We start from the raw sequence: 17,627 nt of genomic DNA, 5'->3' as shown, positions 1-17,627 counted from the left end.
AAAGCCCCTCAAACGAGGAGCCTTAACCGTGCTGCGGTTTTGGAGCAGCAGGTGGTGCTAGAGCTTTCAGCATTTCTAGGCGGGACTTTGTTTTGGTTACTTTGACGCCTAACTTTGCAAGATTGCTCACCAAGTTTTTAACATCCATTTCTGTAGCCAACGATACCTCACCCTTTCCATAAAATAAAAACCGTTCGTAACTTGAATTCTCTATTAGTGTACCACTTTTCTTCACTTTTAAATCTTTCAATTTTGTTACAATTGTAGAAAGTCTGTAAAAGCTTCGTACTCCGTATTAAAACCTTTCACTTTACTTACCCTCTGTGGGTATACTATACTTACAGTAATCCAGATTCGAGGTGATTCTATGGAAAATCTTCAAGCGGTCCCAGTTGCACGTACATCTCATCATTCAGAAGATACGAAACGCAACTTAACGGTTCGTTTAAATCGAATCGAAGGTCAGATTCGGGGTATTAAGGGAATGATTGAACGCGATGCGTATTGTGATGATGTCATCACCCAAATTTCTGCTACACAAGCCGCACTTAATTCTGTAGCTAATATTTTGTTAGAAGGGCATTTGAAAAGTTGCGTTCGCAACAAGATGCTCGCTGGGGACGAAGAAATTCTTGATGAACTACTCGTAACTGTACAGAAACTGACGAAAAAATAAGGAGGATTATTCATGATCCAACCACTTAAATTACATGTTGAAGGTATGACTTGTGGGCATTGTGTGAAAGCAGTCCACGACCGCGTGAAAGCAATTGATGCAGTTGATAAAGTTGATGTACATTTAGAAACTGGTGAAGTCGATATCGAGTTTGATCCAGAAGCAATCGAAATCCGCGATATCATAGCAGCAATCGAAGACGAAGGTTATAAAGTGAAAACTTTTTAATACGGTGAAAATAGCTGCTTCTATGCAGTTATTTTTTCGACGAATATATACCCCTATATAGTATAAAGGAAGGTGATTTCTATGAAGACTACTGAAATTCCGGTTACTGGTATGACGTGTAGTGCCTGCTCGAATCGTGTAGAGCGTGGTCTATCCAAGCTTGAAGGTGTCTCAAAAGCTTCTGTCAACTTTGCGAATGAAAAAGCACACGTTGAGTTTGACGATTCCATAATAAAGCCTGCTGATTTAAATGCTACTATTGAAAAACTTGGCTATGGTGTAGCCTACGAAACTGCAAACTTAGATATTCAAGGAATGACATGTGCTGCTTGTTCTGCCCGTATCGAACGAGGATTAGGTAAAGTGGATGGTGTATCTGAGGCAACAGTCAATCTTGCATTGGAGACGGCAAAGATCCACTACAATCCGTCACAGATTTCTGCAGCGGAACTCGTCAAGAAAGTAGAATCTCTCGGTTATGGAGCATCTATACCAAATGAAGAAGAACCTGTTGATCACCGGGCAGAAGCTTATAGACATAAGAAACGCTTATTCTATCTCTCAGCGATTTTATCTTTACCGCTCCTATGGACAATGGTGGCTCACTTTTCCTTTACAGAGTGGATGTACTTACCGGATATTTTGATGAATCCATACGTCCAGTGGGCACTCGCTACACCTGTTCAGTTCTACGTTGGAGCGATGTTCTATAAAGGTGCATACAACGCTCTTCGTAACGGTAGCGCGAATATGGATGTACTCGTAGCACTTGGTACATCAGCAGCGTACTTCTACAGTGTCTACTTAACGTTGACTGGAGCTGGGCATCACCAAGGACTCTATTTTGAAACAAGCGCGGTACTTATTACATTGATCATTCTCGGAAAAGTATTTGAAGCGCGTGCAAAAGGTCAGTCATCCGAAGCAATCAAGAAATTGATGCAGCTTCAACCTACAACTGCAACGGTTGAACGAGATGGTCAATCACAAGAAATCTCGATTCACGATGTTGTACAAGGTGATGTGATTATCATTCGTCCGGGTGATCAAATTCCGGTCGATGGAAAAGTCATTTCAGGAACATCTACCGTGAATGAGTCGATGCTGACAGGTGAAAGTTTACCTGTAGAGAAAACTGAAGGCGCCATCGTCTATGCGGCCACAATTAATGATCATGGCTCATTACGCATGGAAGCAACAGGGATTGGCAAGCAGACGATGTTGTCGTCAATCATTCGCGTCGTAGAACAAGCACAAGGTTCAAAGGCGCCAATCCAGAGACTTGCAGATAAAATTTCTGGAATTTTTGTCCCGATAGTCGTTGGAATTGCAATTGTAACGTTTATTGTGTGGTACTTCTTCTTAACAAACGGTAATTTGGAAACGAGTCTTATGAGCACGATTGCCGTGTTGGTTATTGCTTGTCCATGTGCACTTGGACTAGCTACACCGACATCGATTATGGCGGGTTCAGGTCGGGCTGCTGAGCTGGGGATTTTGTTCAAAACCGCTGAAGCAATGGAGCAGACCAAACATATTGATACGGTCATTTTAGATAAAACCGGAACCATCACGAAAGGTCTACCTGAACTTGTACACATTGAAGTTGCGGATGGATTCGATAAAGACGGTATACAACAACTTGCAGCATCTGCTGAGCAAGGCAGCGAACACCCCATTGCTCGCGCAATTACGTCTAGTTATTTAGGAGAACTATTTCCAGCCGAAGGTTTCAAAGCTATCCCAGGTAAAGGTATTAAAGCTGAAGTGAACGGGAAATCTATCGTGATTGGTACACGTGCGCTACTTGCTGAAAACAACTGCGACGGCTCCCCTTCTCCACACGTCGATGTGTGGGAATCTGAAGGAAAGAGTGTTTTGTACATGGCAGTCGACGGAACGTACGCGGCGACTTTTGCAGTGGCAGATACCGTAAAAGATTCGTCAAAAGCGGCTATTGAAAAGTTGCACGCACTCGGCATGCAAGTTGTCATGTTGACCGGTGATCAACCGGAGACGGCAAAAGCTATTGCAAGACAAGTTGGAATTTCGGAAGTCGTTGCAGGTGTGTTACCTACACAAAAAGCTGACGTCGTTCGTGAGTGGCAAAACAAAGGTCATAAGGTCGCCATGGTTGGGGACGGAATCAATGATGCACCGGCCCTTGCTCAAGCAGATATTGGGATGGCCATGGGTACAGGTTCTTCTGTAGCGATGGAGACGGCAGATGTCACGCTGATGCAAGGTGACTTACTGACACTCCCTGCAACACTTGAAATGAGCCGCCTGACCGTTCGTAATATCAAACAAAACTTATTTTGGGCTTTTGCCTATAACAGCTTAGGTATTCCAATTGCCGCAGCTGGTTTCTTGGCTCCTTGGCTTGCAGGTGCAGCAATGGCTTTCAGTTCTGTATCGGTCGTATTAAATGCCCTGCGCTTGCAACGCGTCAAACCAAAAACCATCTCCTCGTGAGGTGGTTTTTTTCTTGTTAAAAAGGGTGTAGAATAAAGAGCAGAACGAAGAAAGCAGGTCAAACCATGAAACAATCCATTGCTCTTTTGATGTCCGTCCAGTTTTTCGTCTATTTAGGATTCGGCATCATTATTCCCGTATTACCTGAAGTGATCCTTCAACAAAACTATTCAGAGATCCACGTCGGTGGATTATTATCTGTGTATGCTCTCGCATCCTTTTTTGTAGCTCCTTTATGGGGAAAATACTCGGATCGAACAGGGCGCAAAAAATTAATACTAGTCGGTCTATTGGGCTTCAGTTTAAGCTTTTGGGTGTTTGCTTTTTCATTCGACTCGTTGATTCTTCTCTATCTTTCACGGATTATCGGCGGACTCTTCTCTGGAGCGCTTTACAGTGCTGTGACGGGATATGCTTCAGACATTTCTACTGAAGAAACACGCAATAAATATTTAGGACTGCTCGGCATGTCTATCGGCTTAGGCTTTATATTCGGACCAGCCATTGGAGGTATTCTCGGGGATATCAGTTTACACCTCCCATTCATTGCGTCTGCGGTGTTGACTCTTGTACTTCTGGTTTACGCACAAATCATTTTAAAAGAACCTGAACGAACAGGCGAAGCAAATAAACGTCAGTTGCTACCGAAAGGAGCACGAATGTTGTGGATGTACCGTATTCGTTACTTATTTATTTTCTCATTTATGGTCACATTCTTACTAGCAGGACTTGAAGCAACCTTCCAGTTGTTCCATATCGAACGGATTCAAATCACACCGCTTCAGCTCGGGTATCTATTCCTCTTTAGTGGACTCGTTGATGCCATCGTTCAAGGTGGAATCGTGCGACGTATTAAAAATGGAACCGAAACAACTTGGATTATTTGGTCCCAAGTGATTGCTGCAATTGGATTGGGCCTCACTTTCTTTACAACTAGTCTTGTTATGGCTGGGATTACACTTTGTATCTTTACTGCTGGAAATGCCTTAGCAAGAACAACACTTGTTGCTCTTACAACAAAAGAATCAGGCGGCAACTATGGTACAGCTGCCGGAGTCAGTTATTCGATGGACAACCTAGGTCGTATCATCGGACCCTTAACATTCGCGTTCATCTTTACGCAACTTCCAAACACGCTTTATGTCGTTTCCGCAGTTTTGTCTTTAGCAAGCATTGTTCTAATCATTCTATTCCGCGCCAATTCAAATTCTTTACGCGAAACAAAAAAACAGCTAGCCCCGTAATGGGACTAGCTGTTTTATAGTGGCTGGACCTCTTTATTCAATGATTCAACGCTTTTCTTTGCAAGTTCTGGATGTGCTTTTACTAACACCGATGTTCTCGTCAAATACAGTACCGTCGCAATGAGGATAACTGCTGAGATGAGGAAGATCGGTTCCGGTGGGAAGACATCAAATAATACCCCAAACAGCACCATTCCAATCGGCATGAGCGCAATTGCAAATGTCTCAAGCAGCGAGAATACACGTCCTTTGTAATCATCATCAATTGTCTTTTGAAAATACACTTGCATCGGAGTATTGATGAAAATAATCATGACTCCTTGTATGAACATCAGCGCAATGTAGAAGATCAACATTTGCATATAGGAGATAGGAAGTAAAAGTGGTACAGTAATTGCTGCAAGCATTATCCCAAGCACTAGTATTCCACGTTTCGAAATTAGTAACGGATACTTAAATTCTTTCCGTGACGATATGTAAATCGAAGTAAGAAGCATTCCGATGGCAAATGCTGCTTCTGTAAATCCAAAGTGCTGGGCAGACATTTTCAACTGATCAATCAATACGAAAGAATAGCCAACTTGAAACGCTCCAAACATAAAGTTGACGGACAATGCAATAATCATGATAGAAAGAAGTATCGGCTGTAGTTTGACGTATGCCAGACCTGCTTTCATATTCTCAAGCATCTTTTCTTGTTTTCGCTCGCTCTCCTCTGTGCGACGAGAGTAGAGTGTAAAGTTCATGGTCGACTCTAAAATTACAGCCACTGCAGAAGCTACTGCAAACAATACGAGAAAGACTTCCAGTGAAACTGTCCCGTACAAAATCCCCCCTACCGCTGGACTTGCAATCGCAGCAAATGAGATGGACATTTGATTAAGAGACATCGCTTTTTGAATACGCGTTTCGTCAATGAGGCTTGAGATGGATGAACTAAATGCGACACCTGAAAAAGTCGATGTCATCGCAAGAATTGCTGTGACCGTATAAATTGCGGGTAACGAGAGTCCAAATGCCATCATGTAACCGATTAACGAGAGAATAGTAAGCACCGTGATAATTTGCGCTGAAATGACAATCACTTTTCGGTTATACTTATCTACAACATAGCCTGCAAATGGACCGAGTACAGCTTTTGGGAGGATACTAAAAATCAGATTCATCGCAAAGCTAGATGCAGATCCGGTCATTTGCAAAATGTAAAAACTAATGGCAAATGTATACACCGAGGCACCAAACGTACTAATCAACTTACTAATCGTAAATGTCCAGAGATGTTGAGTTGCTTTTTTCAACTTCACTGCGTCATCCATCATAAAGCCTCCTTAATGTTTAATTTTATTAAACAAAAATATATCATACCATTTTCTTGAAGTCAACACTAAAGTTTAATATAATTAAACTAACACGAAATGAGGGAATCCGTATGTCTTTAGGGGAACGTATCCGTGAACTACGTAAAGAAAAGAAAATGACATTACAGCAACTTGCTGGCGATGCTATTACAAAGGGCATGTTGAGTCTTATTGAAAACAACAAGGCAAAACCTTCGATGGAAAGCCTTCAACATATCGCATCGACTTTGGAAGTTTCTGTGAGTGATTTATTAGAAGACTCGTCTTCCGCTGAAAAAAAAGAAATTGTTCGTCAGGCTGAAGAACTATACAAAAAACTTAGTTATCCAGACACCAAGATATTTAGTGAAATTTTGAATTTAATTGCACCTCATCTGCCTGCAAAAGGAAGAGGGTATCTAGATGCTCGACTGCTCGACCTGTACACACGAATTGCGTATGAAAGTGGAAATCCAGATTGGAAAAGTTATTGTTCCCGTGCCATTACTCTCTATGAGGAAATTCAAGTAGCACGCCGCGCAGCATCTCTTCGTCTGTTCCGAATTTCTGTAAAGTTCCGTGAAAAACAGTATGAAGAAGCTCTTCGGCAATTACTTGAAGAGCGACAGTCATTAGAACAACAATCTGTATGGACGGATCCGTTATCTCGACTTGACTATGATTATTCGGAAGCTGTGTTTTACTATGCGGTCGGTCAGCAAGACAAAGCGCTTGATACGATGCATGCTGCAATTGAATTCTCAAAACAACAAAAAGTATTTTATCGCCTCGATCACCTCTACCGCTTAGCAATCATTCATGCTATCATGGCCGGAAATGAGAAAGAAGCAAAAATGTACATTTCTCGCTTAGAGGCGTATGGTCTATTTACTGATGATGCGGAAGTGACAGAATTCATCCAACTGATTTGGGTTCATTATTATACGAGCTACACAAAACAAATAGACGAAGCCGATAAGCTGATGCAGAAAATATTGAAAACATCAAAGCCGCTTGAAGAGTTGGATTCTGAGCGTGTGGAATATGCGAAGATTTTATATTACAAAGAGCAAATCGATAAAGCGCAAGAAGTTTTAGAAAACACTCCACCTCCACCCTACTTTGTCACTCACCCGATTGACTTGAGTATGTATTCTGAACGGGAGTATTATCTAGCTAAGATTTATCAGCAGCAAGGTGAATCAGACAAGGCGTTGGCAATTGCAGAAGAAGCTTGGGAGCAACTTGATACGTTTCTTGAGACTCCTTATAAGACGCGCATGCGTGATTTGATTGCAGAATTGAATTCTACAAACTAAACTGGCAGCGCCCGCGGAAAGCAGCCGCGCAGTGGAACTCAACGTCTAAAGTGGCGTTTTACACATCTAAATCGGAATCGAGTTGCGAACGCCAGAAACACGCTCCGGAATCAGCCGCACCCGCAAAGACTGAAGAGCGCCTTCACGGGCACGTCTGATTTCCTCGGAGTTTCTAGAGTGGCGTTCTACACATCTAAAGCTTGCTCAGACTGAGGCGTATTGTAGACAGATTCGTCCAGTTCGCCTGTCACCTTCGCAGTTGTTACGCCCGCTGTCATTGCTCCACTGACATTTACTGCTGTACGGCCCATATCAATCAAGGGTTCTACCGATACTAACAGACCCGCTAAAGCAACCGGTAAATCTAACGCAGATAAGACAAGGATAGCAGCGAACGTTGCGCCTCCCCCTACTCCTGCGACACCAAAAGAACTAATGGCCACGACCCCTATGACCGTTAAGATGAACCAAATATCGAGTGGATTAATTCCTACAGTCGGTGCAATCATGAATGCAAGCATCGCTGGGTAAATTCCCGCACATCCATTTTGACCGATAGACAATCCGAACGAGCCTGAGAAGTTTGCAATTCCTTCAGGAACTCCAAGTTTATGTGTTTGCGTATGAATATTCAGTGGTAAAGTACCTGCACTTGAACGAGATGTAAACGCAAATAATAAAGCCTCTGAAGCTTTCTTTACATACGTAATTGGGTTTACACCAGAAACAAGTAAGATCAATAAGTGAATCAAGAACATCACGCCGAGTGCTACATACGATGCCAATACGAACTTGCCTAGTGTATAGATGGCTTCAAAGTTTGATGTTGCTACTGTGCGCGCCATGATAGCTAATATTCCGTAAGGCGTTAAACGGAGAACAATTCGAACAATACCCATTACTAGTTCATAAATGGCATCAATGCCTTTTTTAAGTGTTGCGGCCGTCTCAGGTGAGCGGCGAACAACGGACAGATAGGCAAAACCGATGAATGCTGCAAAGATTACGACAGCGATTGTAGAAGTTGGACGAGCCCCAGTAAGATCAAGGAATGGGTTAGCAGGTAATAGACTGATCAATTGCTCTGGGAATGTCTGATCCGCTACTTCTGCAGATGTCTCTTCGATATATACGCCTCGTGACTCTTCTGCTTCTCCGCTAAAAATCTGCTCAGCATTTAAATCAAACAACGCAGCAGATGAAATACCTACAGCAGCTGCCACAGCTGTTGTTCCAATTAAAATAGCTAATATGATTCCTGCAATTTTCCCTAATTGATTGCCCAGCTTCAACTTTGCAAAAGCACCAATAATTGAAATGAACACGAGTGGCATAACAATCATTTGAAGCAGTCGTACATAGCCGACCCCAATGACATTATACCAAGCGGACGTATCTGTTAAGATTTCCGAATCCGCACCATATGCTAGATTTAAAATAAGTCCTAAAAGTATTCCGAGTCCTAGTGCTGTAAAGACACGAGTTGAGAATGATTTATTTTTACGCTTCATCCATACTAATACTCCAATGAGGACTAAGAGAGCGAGACTGTTGATTACTACAAACATGTTAATTTCCTCCTTTTTTTCAAACGATGTATCGTATTATATGCTTCTAATTCCAACCTGTAAAGTATGAATTACTGAGAAACTATGTAAATTGGTTTGCATTCGGTATACTTAAGGTAGAAATTCCATAGAAAGGAGGAGCTGTCATGACATATACTATTTTTAGTGTGGCGGCATCCATCGTCATTATTTTAAATATATTCTTAGCCGTAGCACTTATCTTCCTTGAGCGACGAGACGCAAGCTCCACATGGGCTTGGATTCTTGTTCTCTTCTTTGTGCCCGTATTAGGATTTATTATTTACCTATTCTTCGGTCGTCAAATCCGAAAGAAAACTCTTTTTAGGTGGGAAGGTCGAAAGAAAGTTGGAATCCAACAACTCATCAGTTACCAGAAGAGCGCAATCGAAGAAGACCGGTTTGAATTTCGTTTGGACGATGCACATAATTATAAAGACTTAATTGTGATGCATTTAAATAACAATCAGGCAGTCCTCACGCAAGATAACGCTGTACAGATTTTTAATGATGGTCGAGCGAAATTCGATTCGTTACTAGAGGATATGCGAAAAGCAAAAGATCATATTCATATGCAGTACTATATTTTACGTCTCGATAACTTAGGTAATGAAATCTATCAGGTCTTACTAGACAAAGCACGTCAAGGCGTAAAAGTTCGCATCCTCTATGATGAAATGGGTTCTCGAACATTACGCAAAAAACATTTTAAAGAGCTTACAGATTTAGGCGGTCGGGTGGAAGCCTTCTTCCCCGCAATTTTTCCAATGATCAATATGCGCCTCAATTATCGCAATCACAGAAAAATTGTCGTCATCGACGGACATATTGGCTATATAGGTGGATTTAATGTAGGTGATGAATACTTAGGTCTCAACAAAAAATTTGGTTACTGGCGTGATACACATTTACGTGTCGAAGGCAGTTCTGTGCATCCCCTTCAAACTCGCTTTATATTAGATTGGAATCAGGCTTCAGCTGATCATGATATCGAGTATGACGAACGCTATTTCCCTACCATTCCGATGAAAGGTTCCGTTGGATTACAGATCGTATCAAGTGGACCGGATGAAGAATGGGAACAAATCAAGAATGGCTATTTAAAATTGATTTCGTCCGCCAAAAAGTATATTTATATTCAAACGCCCTATTTTATTCCGGATGCGAGCTTCATGGATGCTCTGCGTGTAGCTGCACTTTGTGGGATTGATGTGCGCATCATGATTCCAAATAAGCCAGATCATATCTTTGTTTATTGGGCTACGTATTCACACGTTGGAGAGTTGCTGAAGGCTGGCGCGAAAATCTACATTTATCAAAATGGCTTCTTGCATACAAAAATGATTGTTATCGATGATGAAGCATCTTCTGTCGGGACAGCAAATATCGATGTGCGAAGTTTTAAATTAAATTTTGAAGTAAACGCATTTATTTATGATCGCGAAACTTCCCATCAACTTGCGCTGTTATTTGAAGAGGATATGACATTCTCTACAGAATTAACGAGAGAAATTTATTTGAATCGTACACGTCTGATCAAAGCAAAAGAATCAATCGCAAGGTTGCTGTCTCCAATTCTTTAAGATGTGGAGCCGACTGGTCAGAAATTGTGCGAGAAGACAGCGTGGACCGTGAAGCGTTCTTTGCTTCATGGGCCGCGATGGCTTCTTGCGGGATTTCTAGGAGGCGCAACTCGATTTCGTTAAGATGTGGAGCCGACTGCCTGTAAGGCACTGCATACTTTAGAAATCCAGATTCATCTTACGATGTTTGCTTTTAAGATCAAATTGAGAACGAAAAGGACTGGGGCCGCTCGAATCGAGCGGCCCCAGCGCGAGTCTTCTTAGTTTGCTCTTGCGCAATCATCTCCAGCTGAATCTGGCTAGTTCAAATGCTTCTTTCCAGGAAGTCGTTCCTTACATCGTTTCAGATTCGGCTCCGCCTCTATCATTTATTCTCAACTAACTATCGTTTTGCAAGTAACACATTTAGTTCCAGGCTGTGCTAACGCAAGGCCTGATTCAATTCCCTAAAATCAAAATAGAGGACAGCGAGCAAGTGCACACTTACTAAGTATTTAAATGATTTACAATAGATGATTGTTCAGTGGCAAGAAATCCCGGAAGCCAGGTCGTCATTTACCGGTTTGAAGTGATAATTGGTGAAAAAGGAGTTTCTCGTAATTTGAGAAACTCCTATTTTTATTGTTCGATATATTCTTCTACAGTCAATCCAGAATTAACTATCTCCAATGCGAGCTCTTTACCTAGATAACGGAAATGCCACGGCTCGTACATATACCCCGTGATTTTCTCTTTCCCCTCTGGATACCTTAAAATAAATCCGTAAAGGTGAGCGTTTTCAGCAAGCCATTTCCCTGCCTCTGTGTCTCCAAAACTCACCCGTGCAAAGTGCTGCTCAAAGTTTTTTTCTCCAATATCAAGTGCAAGGCCTGTCTGATGTTCAGAGTGTCCAGGTCGTGCACTGTATCTGTCCGCTTCTTCTTGACCGTCGTTAGCCACGTAGCGCTCATAAAGTTCTTGCTGACGTTCAAATGAACGATACCCACTAAATGCAACGAGTTCATATCCATCTAGGCTAGCCGCTGCAGCAAGTTCTGCAAAAGCTTGTTGGACTTCTTGAAGCATCTCGTCGGTTGGAACAAAATCTTGAGGCAATGGGTACTGCTTACTGGCCATTAAAATACCACTCATATACGTGGGTTCTTGCGGTAATACCTCATTTCCTTCATACCCTTTTGCTCCCGACCGGTCCACTTCTGGTTCTGGTTCAGGCTCTGGTTCAGGCTCTGGAATTGGCTCCGGTTCAACTTCTTCAGGTTGTTGTTCCACAATTGGCTCTGGCTCTTCTTGAGGAACTTCATCAAAGAGTTCATTGAGGGCGAGATAGCCTTGTTGGTGCGCAAAAAATGCACCACCCCCCGCTAGTAAAATGAAAAGCAAGCCTATAATCCAAGGCCACTTTTTCTTTTTTTTCGTTTGATATAAATAAGAGCGCGTATTCATCTGAAGCCTTCTTTCCTGTCTACAAAGTATCTTAAGTGTATCATGTTCCCTGGAATAATTCTTCCTTTCTCGACAGAGTGGCGTATAATGAAAGAATTGAATCGATAGTTTAGGAGTCGTTTGCATGAAGTCTCAAAAATGGATGTCTGTACAGTTTTTTATTTTCTTCTTCACTTGGGGTGTTTTCCTTCCGTACTGGACAGGATACCTAACAAATGTGAAAGACATGAGCGTTTACTCAGCAAGTTTAATCATGGGAGCAGGTATGATAGCACGTGCCTTTTCCACTCTTGTACTTTTCCCTGAGTTAACTAAACGCTATAGTATTCATGTTTTCCTTCGGATATTGGCGCTCGGATCGCTTGTAACATTCGTTCTCTATATTCCACTGTCATCCTTCACCATGTTGCTACTGATTACAGTTCTTTTTAGTTTGGTTTATCCAAATTTATTACCCGCAATGGAGAGTTGTGCTTCTCTATTGATGCAACGCGACCGCATCCATTATGGACGAAGCAGATCATACGGCTCTGCCGGCTTTATGGCAGCAGTACTTGTTATAGGTTTCACGACTGCGCAATTTGGTGAGCAAGCAATCTTGTGGGTAATGATTGGAGCGTTGGCATTTGTGGTGATTGCTACTTCTTGGAGAGCACCTGCCGCATTAACGGATGTCCCTGTTCGAGAAGGACAACAAAGTACATGGCAACTTGCAAAAGTGTTACTCAAGCAAAAGGAATTCTTAGCGGCACTAGTCATTGTTGTGTTGATTCAAGGCTCTCACGCTTCGTACAATTCCTATAGTTTTATTTATTTGCAGGATATAGGCGTGAGCAACTCATGGATCGGTGTAATAATCAACGTAGCCGTACTTGCTGAAATCGTCTTATTTATGGTGGCTGATAAAGTGTTTGGCAAATCAAAAGTCTATACACTATTTATGATTGCCGCAGTAGGTGCAACCGTCCGATGGATTTTAATTTGGTTGGTGCCGACAGCTGGAGTATTTGTTCTAACTCAAGTCTTGCATGCCATTTCCTTTGGTCTCGCACATTATGCATTTATTCAGTTCATTGCGCGCTCGTTGACGAAGTCATCTATCCCAACCGCTCAAGGGTTATACGCTGCATTTGCGATGAGTTTAAGCACTGCACTTCTTACATTCTTAGGTGGATATTTATATGATATTCAAGCGGGCTATGCATTCCTTGGTATGGCGGCATTCTCATTCCCAGCGATTGTAATGCTTATTTTACAACGCAAAAAATTGACCACATAAAAAAAGTACCTTCTCTTGAATCTAATCAAGGAAGGTACTTTTTTAATTACGTTAGAGTAATAACTAGCACAACTACAAATGCCACTGCAAAAAAGACGGCCATACCTCTCATCCACTTTGCTTCTTTTTCCATTCCACGCTCTTTAAATGTAATGGCTCGATACGTATTGGTAAATACAAATACCAATGTCATAAAGAGTACTGCTAGATTTAAAGAATTTTGAATGACAAAATAAATAGCAAGTGCACTGGATAAAACAACTGGAATTCCAAATGCTAGATTGCGAGTTCGTGACGGCATTTTTTCACTCATGCTGCATCAGCTGCTTTCTCAGGGTGTTCTGAATAAAACTTACGTCCGATATACGTCTGGATGATCAATAATACTCCTCCAACTGCCCAATAAAGCGGAAGCGCAGCCATAGACGTAAACGAGATCAACATAATCATGATTGGAGAAATCCAAATCATAATTTTCATCTGTTGTTTCTGTTGCTCTGGAACTGTCCACAGAGAGACTTTTGCTTGTAGGAAGTAAACAACTCCTGCAATCAATGTCATTGCAATATCTGGTGTACCGAGGCTGAACCAGATGAACTCATGTGTTTTGACTTCTTCCGAGTACAGAATAGCAAAGTAAAGACCCATGATAATCGGCATTTGAAGCAAAATTGGGAGACATCCCATGTTTAAAGGGTTCACGTTATGCTTGCGATAGAGTCCCATCATTTCTTGCTGAAGTGCCATTTGATCTTCTTTTGATTTTGTTTCTTTTAGACGCTTTTGAATATCGTCCATTTCAGGTTTTAACTTATCCATTTTCACTTTCATACCTTGTTGCGCTTTGTAGTTACGAAGCATTAAAGGCATTAATACCAAACGAATGATAATGGTAATAGCGATAATAGCTAAGCCGTAACTCCCATTAAATAGCGTCCCAAAGTAATCAAGTGCCCAATCAAACGGTCGCACAAAAATACTGTAAAACGTACCTTCTTTATTTTCCACGCCAGAACATCCGCCGAGGAATACTACAGTGGCTACAAGTAGTGCAGCCAAGCTCCATTTTTTCTTCACATTGGTCACCTTCATTTTTCAAACTATCCCTACTATATACTAAAACTTCCCTATTAATCAAACGCTAATAGGGAAGTTCACTCAGTTGACACTTTCTTTAAATGTGAATTGGAAGAAGGATGTAGCAGGTTGGTCTCTAAATTGTTTTGGCGTTACTGTCGTATACTTTTTAAAGATTCGAGTGAAATACGATTGATTGCAGAAATGGAATTGGTCCGAGATATCTGATATCGATTTAGACGTATGACGTAAAAAGTATTGAGATTCTTCTACTTTTCGAATGTTTAAATACTCTACTAAAGTAATGCTTGTATGTTCTCTAAAGATCCGAGACAAGTGACTCGTACTAATGGAGAATTTTTGAGCAATGGCTTCTACCGATAAATCGCTTTCGATTTCATCATTTATGTACAGAATTACTTTATTCACGGTCTGGTGATTAAATTGCGGTTTCGTTCGTTCAGATAAAACATGAACATAAAATTCAATCAATTCTTCTCCACATTGTAAAAATAATACATCGCTCATTCGGCTATCAATCACATCCATGCATGAACGACTAAATGCAAATGCCTTTACTGGAGGCACTTGACTATCAATCAATTTACGCGCCATTGTTGCTGCAAGGTGAATATAAAATAGACGGGCAGCACGAATCATGTCTTTTCCTGTGAGCTGACTTAGCGCGTCGATGATTAAACGGAGGCGCTCACGAGCTTGATCCAAATCCAGCGTTTGCATGTCGTGAAACATCTCTTTTTCTAATAAAAAGTATCGTTCGGCTAGAGCATCATGACTTGAATCCACACTGTTTTCTACAAAAGCATTTGAAAAAGCTTCTAAAAATAATTTGTCTGAAGAAAGCGGATTTTTATGAATTTTAGTGAGCATATGATTTAACCTCTTTTTCTTAACCACATAGTATCTATTTATTTTAAACCATAATGCTCACATTACCAATACTTCTTACTAATTATTTTCCAATTTTTCCGGTACTAGGACACGAAGGTGCTTTGGAAGTACTTGAATTTCAACAGGTGTACATGTTCCTTCATCCCCATCCACATTGCAAAATAGCTCTTCGGAGGTTTCAATGTGCACTTTTTTGGTCTTAATATACTCTACACCATCATCCTCTGCTATTTTCCCTTGTAACAGTTTGGATCCAACACGTAAAAACCCTGGAATTCCAGACTCATGCACGATAAATAAGTGGAGAAACCCATCATCGACTTCAGCATCAGGTGCAAGTTTTTCAAACCCGCCGACTGAATTCGTCAGCGCAGTTAATACTAGTGTTAAGCCGCCACTCCACTCGCCCTCGTCATGGGTAATCTTCATCTGCACTTCATTATCTTGAAGAATCGCCTTAGTTCCTTCTAGTAAATACGCTAATGGGCCAAGACGTGTTTTTGATTCTACAGATGTATCCGCTACTTTCGAAGCAATTTCTCCTATTGCGACGATATTCATGAAATAAGAATCCCCTATTTTTCCAATGTCTGCATGCTGTTCTTTCCCTACTTTTAATGCCTCAATTGCCTCTTCAGCATTTAGCGGGATTCCTAGCGCACGTGCAAAATCATTTACAGTTCCAAGTGGAACAAACGAAAAAAGAGGGCGATGATTCTGTTCAGCAAGACCATTCACAATTTCATTAATTGTCCCGTCTCCACCCATTCCAATGACAAAATCTATAGTGTCTTTACATGCTTGTTCAGCAAAGCGAGTCGCATCTTTTGGCCCTGTCGTCTCATTCACTTGAACTTCATAACCCATAGACGATACAACTTCTACAACTCGGTCTTTATAGTCACTAGCAAGCTCTTTACCGGATGAAGGATTATAGATTAGTACAGCTTGTTTCATGTAGATACTCTCCCTATTTTTTAAATTTGTCTATAAAAAAAGAGCTACGAGAGCTCTTTTATCTTACTGATAGTCTACTTCTTTATTCGATACGTCTGTCTTCTCTTTTTTAGATGACTTGTCTTGTACTTCCTCGTTGTAGTACTGCACACTCGTCATCGCGCCTTCATCAACCATTTTGTTATCGTCTACGTCTTGTGGGTCAGGGTGACCTGCTGTGCCGTAAGTTGATTTACTTGTAGAGTTTTGATCCATATAAGCATTGAATTTAGTTTTTAAGTTATTGAATTGGACCATTGCTTTGTCCCGATTCTCCGGTTTTTTAAAATATGCGTATGCTGCTGCTGCAATCCCTGCTACTACTAATGATGAACCGTTTGATTTTTTCCCCATTCGTAAAACCTCCAGTTAATATGAATTTTAGTTCCTATTATCTAGTAATACCCGTTGACGAGAAAAATTAACCAATTTTCAAGATTATTTTTTAATCATGTACACATGTGGAATGCCATCTTCTAAAAACTCTTCGGAGATAGTTTTAAAACCAAATGCCCCGTAATAGTTTTGCAAATGTGCTTGTGCACAAAGACGAATCGGCTGATTACCAAATTCGTTATCTACTGATTCAAGCGCTTTGGTCATCAATTGTTGCGCGAGTCCCGTGCCTCGCTTGTCCATTCGAACGATAACACGTCCAATTGATAACTCCTCATATTTCCCACTTGGGACAACTCGACAGTATGCAAGAATTTCCTCGTTCTCTCTATAGAAGATATGTAGGGACTCCTGATCAAAATTATCAATGTCTGGATAAACGCAATTCTGTTCCACAACAAAAACATCCGACCGTAATTTTAACGACTGATATAGTTCATCAAGAGTTAACTCGTGAAACTTTTTACATGTCCACATAAGTTAGACCTCCTCCTTTTTGTTTAATTATGACATACGCAGTAGCCAGGCAACTAGAATTTTGGTATGCTAGTTGAAATAGTTTAGAGGTGATGGCCATGATCCGTGTGATGACTGAAAAGGATATTCGTTCTGTACGGCAAATCGCCCTGGCCAGTTGGGGAGAAACCTACAGTTCTCTTTTTCCTGACGAAGTATTAGTAGATTGGTTTGAAAGAAACTATTCATCTGCTATGCTCTGTAAACAAATCGAAAAAACAAACATGTTCGTAGTCGAGCAAAATGAGCAAATCGTTGGTTTTGCTAGTTTTACACAAGTAGATGAGGACGGAGACAGTGAGTTGACTGCTTTATACATTTCACCGAAGCATACTAAGCAAGGATTAGGTACGTCTTTAGTTGAAAAAGGTGTTGAGACTCTTCAAACAAAAGGTCACAATCTTTACGTCTATGTAGAAAGTGTAAATCTTACAGCACGTTCATTTTATGAAAAGCTAGGCTTTCATTTATTAGAAGAATTTGATGAGTATTTTGAAGGTTATCCAACAACTACCGCACAATACGTCTTACCATTAAAAACTCCCACCCTCATTTAATTG

General features: G+C 41.1%; 18 protein-coding genes. 8 read left to right on the top strand and 10 right to left on the bottom strand.

Annotated elements, in window-relative coordinates; all coding sequences use genetic code 11:
* Positions 1–22: 22 nt before the first annotated feature.
* Positions 23–250, bottom strand: a complete 228-nt coding sequence (locus AB5N96_RS05615) for an Lmo0850 family protein (RefSeq protein ID WP_204590662.1) — start codon at positions 248–250, stop codon at positions 23–25.
* Positions 251–367: 117 nt separating this feature from the next.
* Here AB5N96_RS05615 and AB5N96_RS05610 point away from each other — a divergent pair, with 117 nt between their 5' ends.
* The 4 genes from AB5N96_RS05610 to AB5N96_RS05595 all read left to right on the top strand — a co-directional run bounded on the left by AB5N96_RS05610 (position 368) and on the right by AB5N96_RS05595 (position 4,623).
* Positions 368–676 (top strand): metal-sensitive transcriptional regulator, encoded by a 309-nt coding sequence (locus tag AB5N96_RS05610; protein ID WP_204590635.1) that lies wholly within the window; start codon positions 368–370, stop codon positions 674–676.
* A gap of 12 nt (positions 677–688) precedes the next feature.
* The gene (locus tag AB5N96_RS05605; protein WP_499704901.1) at positions 689–904 is read left to right on the top strand and encodes a copper ion binding protein; all 216 of its coding nucleotides are present in this window, start codon (positions 689–691) and stop codon (positions 902–904) included.
* Positions 905–985: 81 nt separating this feature from the next.
* Positions 986–3,379, top strand: coding sequence for a heavy metal translocating P-type ATPase (locus AB5N96_RS05600; protein ID WP_499704900.1), 2,394 nt, complete (start codon positions 986–988; stop codon positions 3,377–3,379).
* 65 nt (positions 3,380–3,444) lie between these two features.
* Positions 3,445–4,623: an MFS transporter gene (locus AB5N96_RS05595; RefSeq protein WP_499704899.1), complete on the top strand. Its 1,179-nt coding sequence runs from the start codon at positions 3,445–3,447 to the stop codon at positions 4,621–4,623.
* 14 nt (positions 4,624–4,637) lie between these two features.
* Here AB5N96_RS05595 and AB5N96_RS05590 read toward each other — a convergent pair whose 3' ends face one another.
* On the bottom strand, positions 4,638–5,939 hold the full coding sequence (locus tag AB5N96_RS05590) for an MFS transporter (RefSeq protein WP_499704898.1): 1,302 nt from the start codon (positions 5,937–5,939) through the stop codon (positions 4,638–4,640).
* A 113-nt stretch (positions 5,940–6,052) separates the two neighbouring features.
* On the opposite strand from AB5N96_RS05590, the gene AB5N96_RS05585 reads away from it, so the two are divergent.
* Positions 6,053–7,279, top strand: coding sequence for a helix-turn-helix domain-containing protein (locus AB5N96_RS05585; protein ID WP_204590631.1), 1,227 nt, complete (start codon positions 6,053–6,055; stop codon positions 7,277–7,279).
* A 185-nt stretch (positions 7,280–7,464) separates the two neighbouring features.
* On the opposite strand, the gene AB5N96_RS05580 is transcribed toward AB5N96_RS05585, so the two are convergent.
* The gene (locus AB5N96_RS05580; protein WP_204590657.1) at positions 7,465–8,853 is read right to left on the bottom strand and encodes a cation:dicarboxylate symporter family transporter; all 1,389 of its coding nucleotides are present in this window, start codon (positions 8,851–8,853) and stop codon (positions 7,465–7,467) included.
* Positions 8,854–8,993: 140 nt separating this feature from the next.
* Here AB5N96_RS05580 and cls point away from each other — a divergent pair, with 140 nt between their 5' ends.
* Complete coding sequence (cls, locus tag AB5N96_RS05575; RefSeq protein ID WP_499704897.1) at positions 8,994–10,448, top strand: cardiolipin synthase; 1,455 nt, start codon at positions 8,994–8,996, stop codon at positions 10,446–10,448.
* A 618-nt stretch (positions 10,449–11,066) separates the two neighbouring features.
* Here the strand turns inward: cls and AB5N96_RS05570 are convergent.
* Positions 11,067–11,891, bottom strand: a complete 825-nt coding sequence (locus AB5N96_RS05570) for a M15 family metallopeptidase (RefSeq protein ID WP_392455797.1) — start codon at positions 11,889–11,891, stop codon at positions 11,067–11,069.
* A gap of 124 nt (positions 11,892–12,015) precedes the next feature.
* Between AB5N96_RS05570 and AB5N96_RS05565 the strand changes: the two genes are divergently transcribed.
* Positions 12,016–13,170, top strand: a complete 1,155-nt coding sequence (locus AB5N96_RS05565; protein WP_204590628.1) for an MFS transporter — start codon at positions 12,016–12,018, stop codon at positions 13,168–13,170.
* Between the two features lie 46 nt (positions 13,171–13,216).
* Here AB5N96_RS05565 and AB5N96_RS05560 read toward each other — a convergent pair whose 3' ends face one another.
* From AB5N96_RS05560 to AB5N96_RS05535, 6 genes are all read right to left on the bottom strand, one after another.
* Entirely contained in the window at positions 13,217–13,471 is a 255-nt protein-coding gene (locus AB5N96_RS05560) for a hypothetical protein (protein ID WP_204590627.1), read from the bottom strand.
* 8 nt (positions 13,472–13,479) lie between these two features.
* Positions 13,480–14,247, bottom strand: coding sequence for a membrane protein insertase YidC (gene yidC / locus AB5N96_RS05555; protein WP_338032462.1), 768 nt, complete (start codon positions 14,245–14,247; stop codon positions 13,480–13,482).
* A gap of 81 nt (positions 14,248–14,328) precedes the next feature.
* Positions 14,329–15,138: an AraC family transcriptional regulator gene (locus AB5N96_RS05550; RefSeq protein ID WP_204590625.1), complete on the bottom strand. Its 810-nt coding sequence runs from the start codon at positions 15,136–15,138 to the stop codon at positions 14,329–14,331.
* Between the two features lie 78 nt (positions 15,139–15,216).
* Entirely contained in the window at positions 15,217–16,116 is a 900-nt protein-coding gene (locus AB5N96_RS05545) for a diacylglycerol/lipid kinase family protein (RefSeq protein WP_499704896.1), read from the bottom strand.
* Positions 16,117–16,179: 63 nt separating this feature from the next.
* Positions 16,180–16,509 (bottom strand): YbyB family protein, encoded by a 330-nt coding sequence (locus AB5N96_RS05540; RefSeq protein ID WP_204590623.1) that lies wholly within the window; start codon positions 16,507–16,509, stop codon positions 16,180–16,182.
* Between the two features lie 84 nt (positions 16,510–16,593).
* On the bottom strand, positions 16,594–17,028 hold the full coding sequence (locus AB5N96_RS05535) for a GNAT family N-acetyltransferase (RefSeq protein ID WP_204590622.1): 435 nt from the start codon (positions 17,026–17,028) through the stop codon (positions 16,594–16,596).
* A gap of 98 nt (positions 17,029–17,126) precedes the next feature.
* Here AB5N96_RS05535 and AB5N96_RS05530 point away from each other — a divergent pair, with 98 nt between their 5' ends.
* Positions 17,127–17,624, top strand: a complete 498-nt coding sequence (locus AB5N96_RS05530) for a GNAT family N-acetyltransferase (RefSeq protein WP_204590621.1) — start codon at positions 17,127–17,129, stop codon at positions 17,622–17,624.
* Positions 17,625–17,627: the final 3 nt, after the last annotated feature.

The organism is Chryseomicrobium imtechense (assembly GCF_041475995.1).
Taxonomy (GTDB): domain Bacteria; phylum Bacillota; class Bacilli; order Bacillales_A; family Planococcaceae; genus Chryseomicrobium; species Chryseomicrobium aureum.
This window is presented reverse-complemented; position numbering and strand designations above follow the sequence as displayed.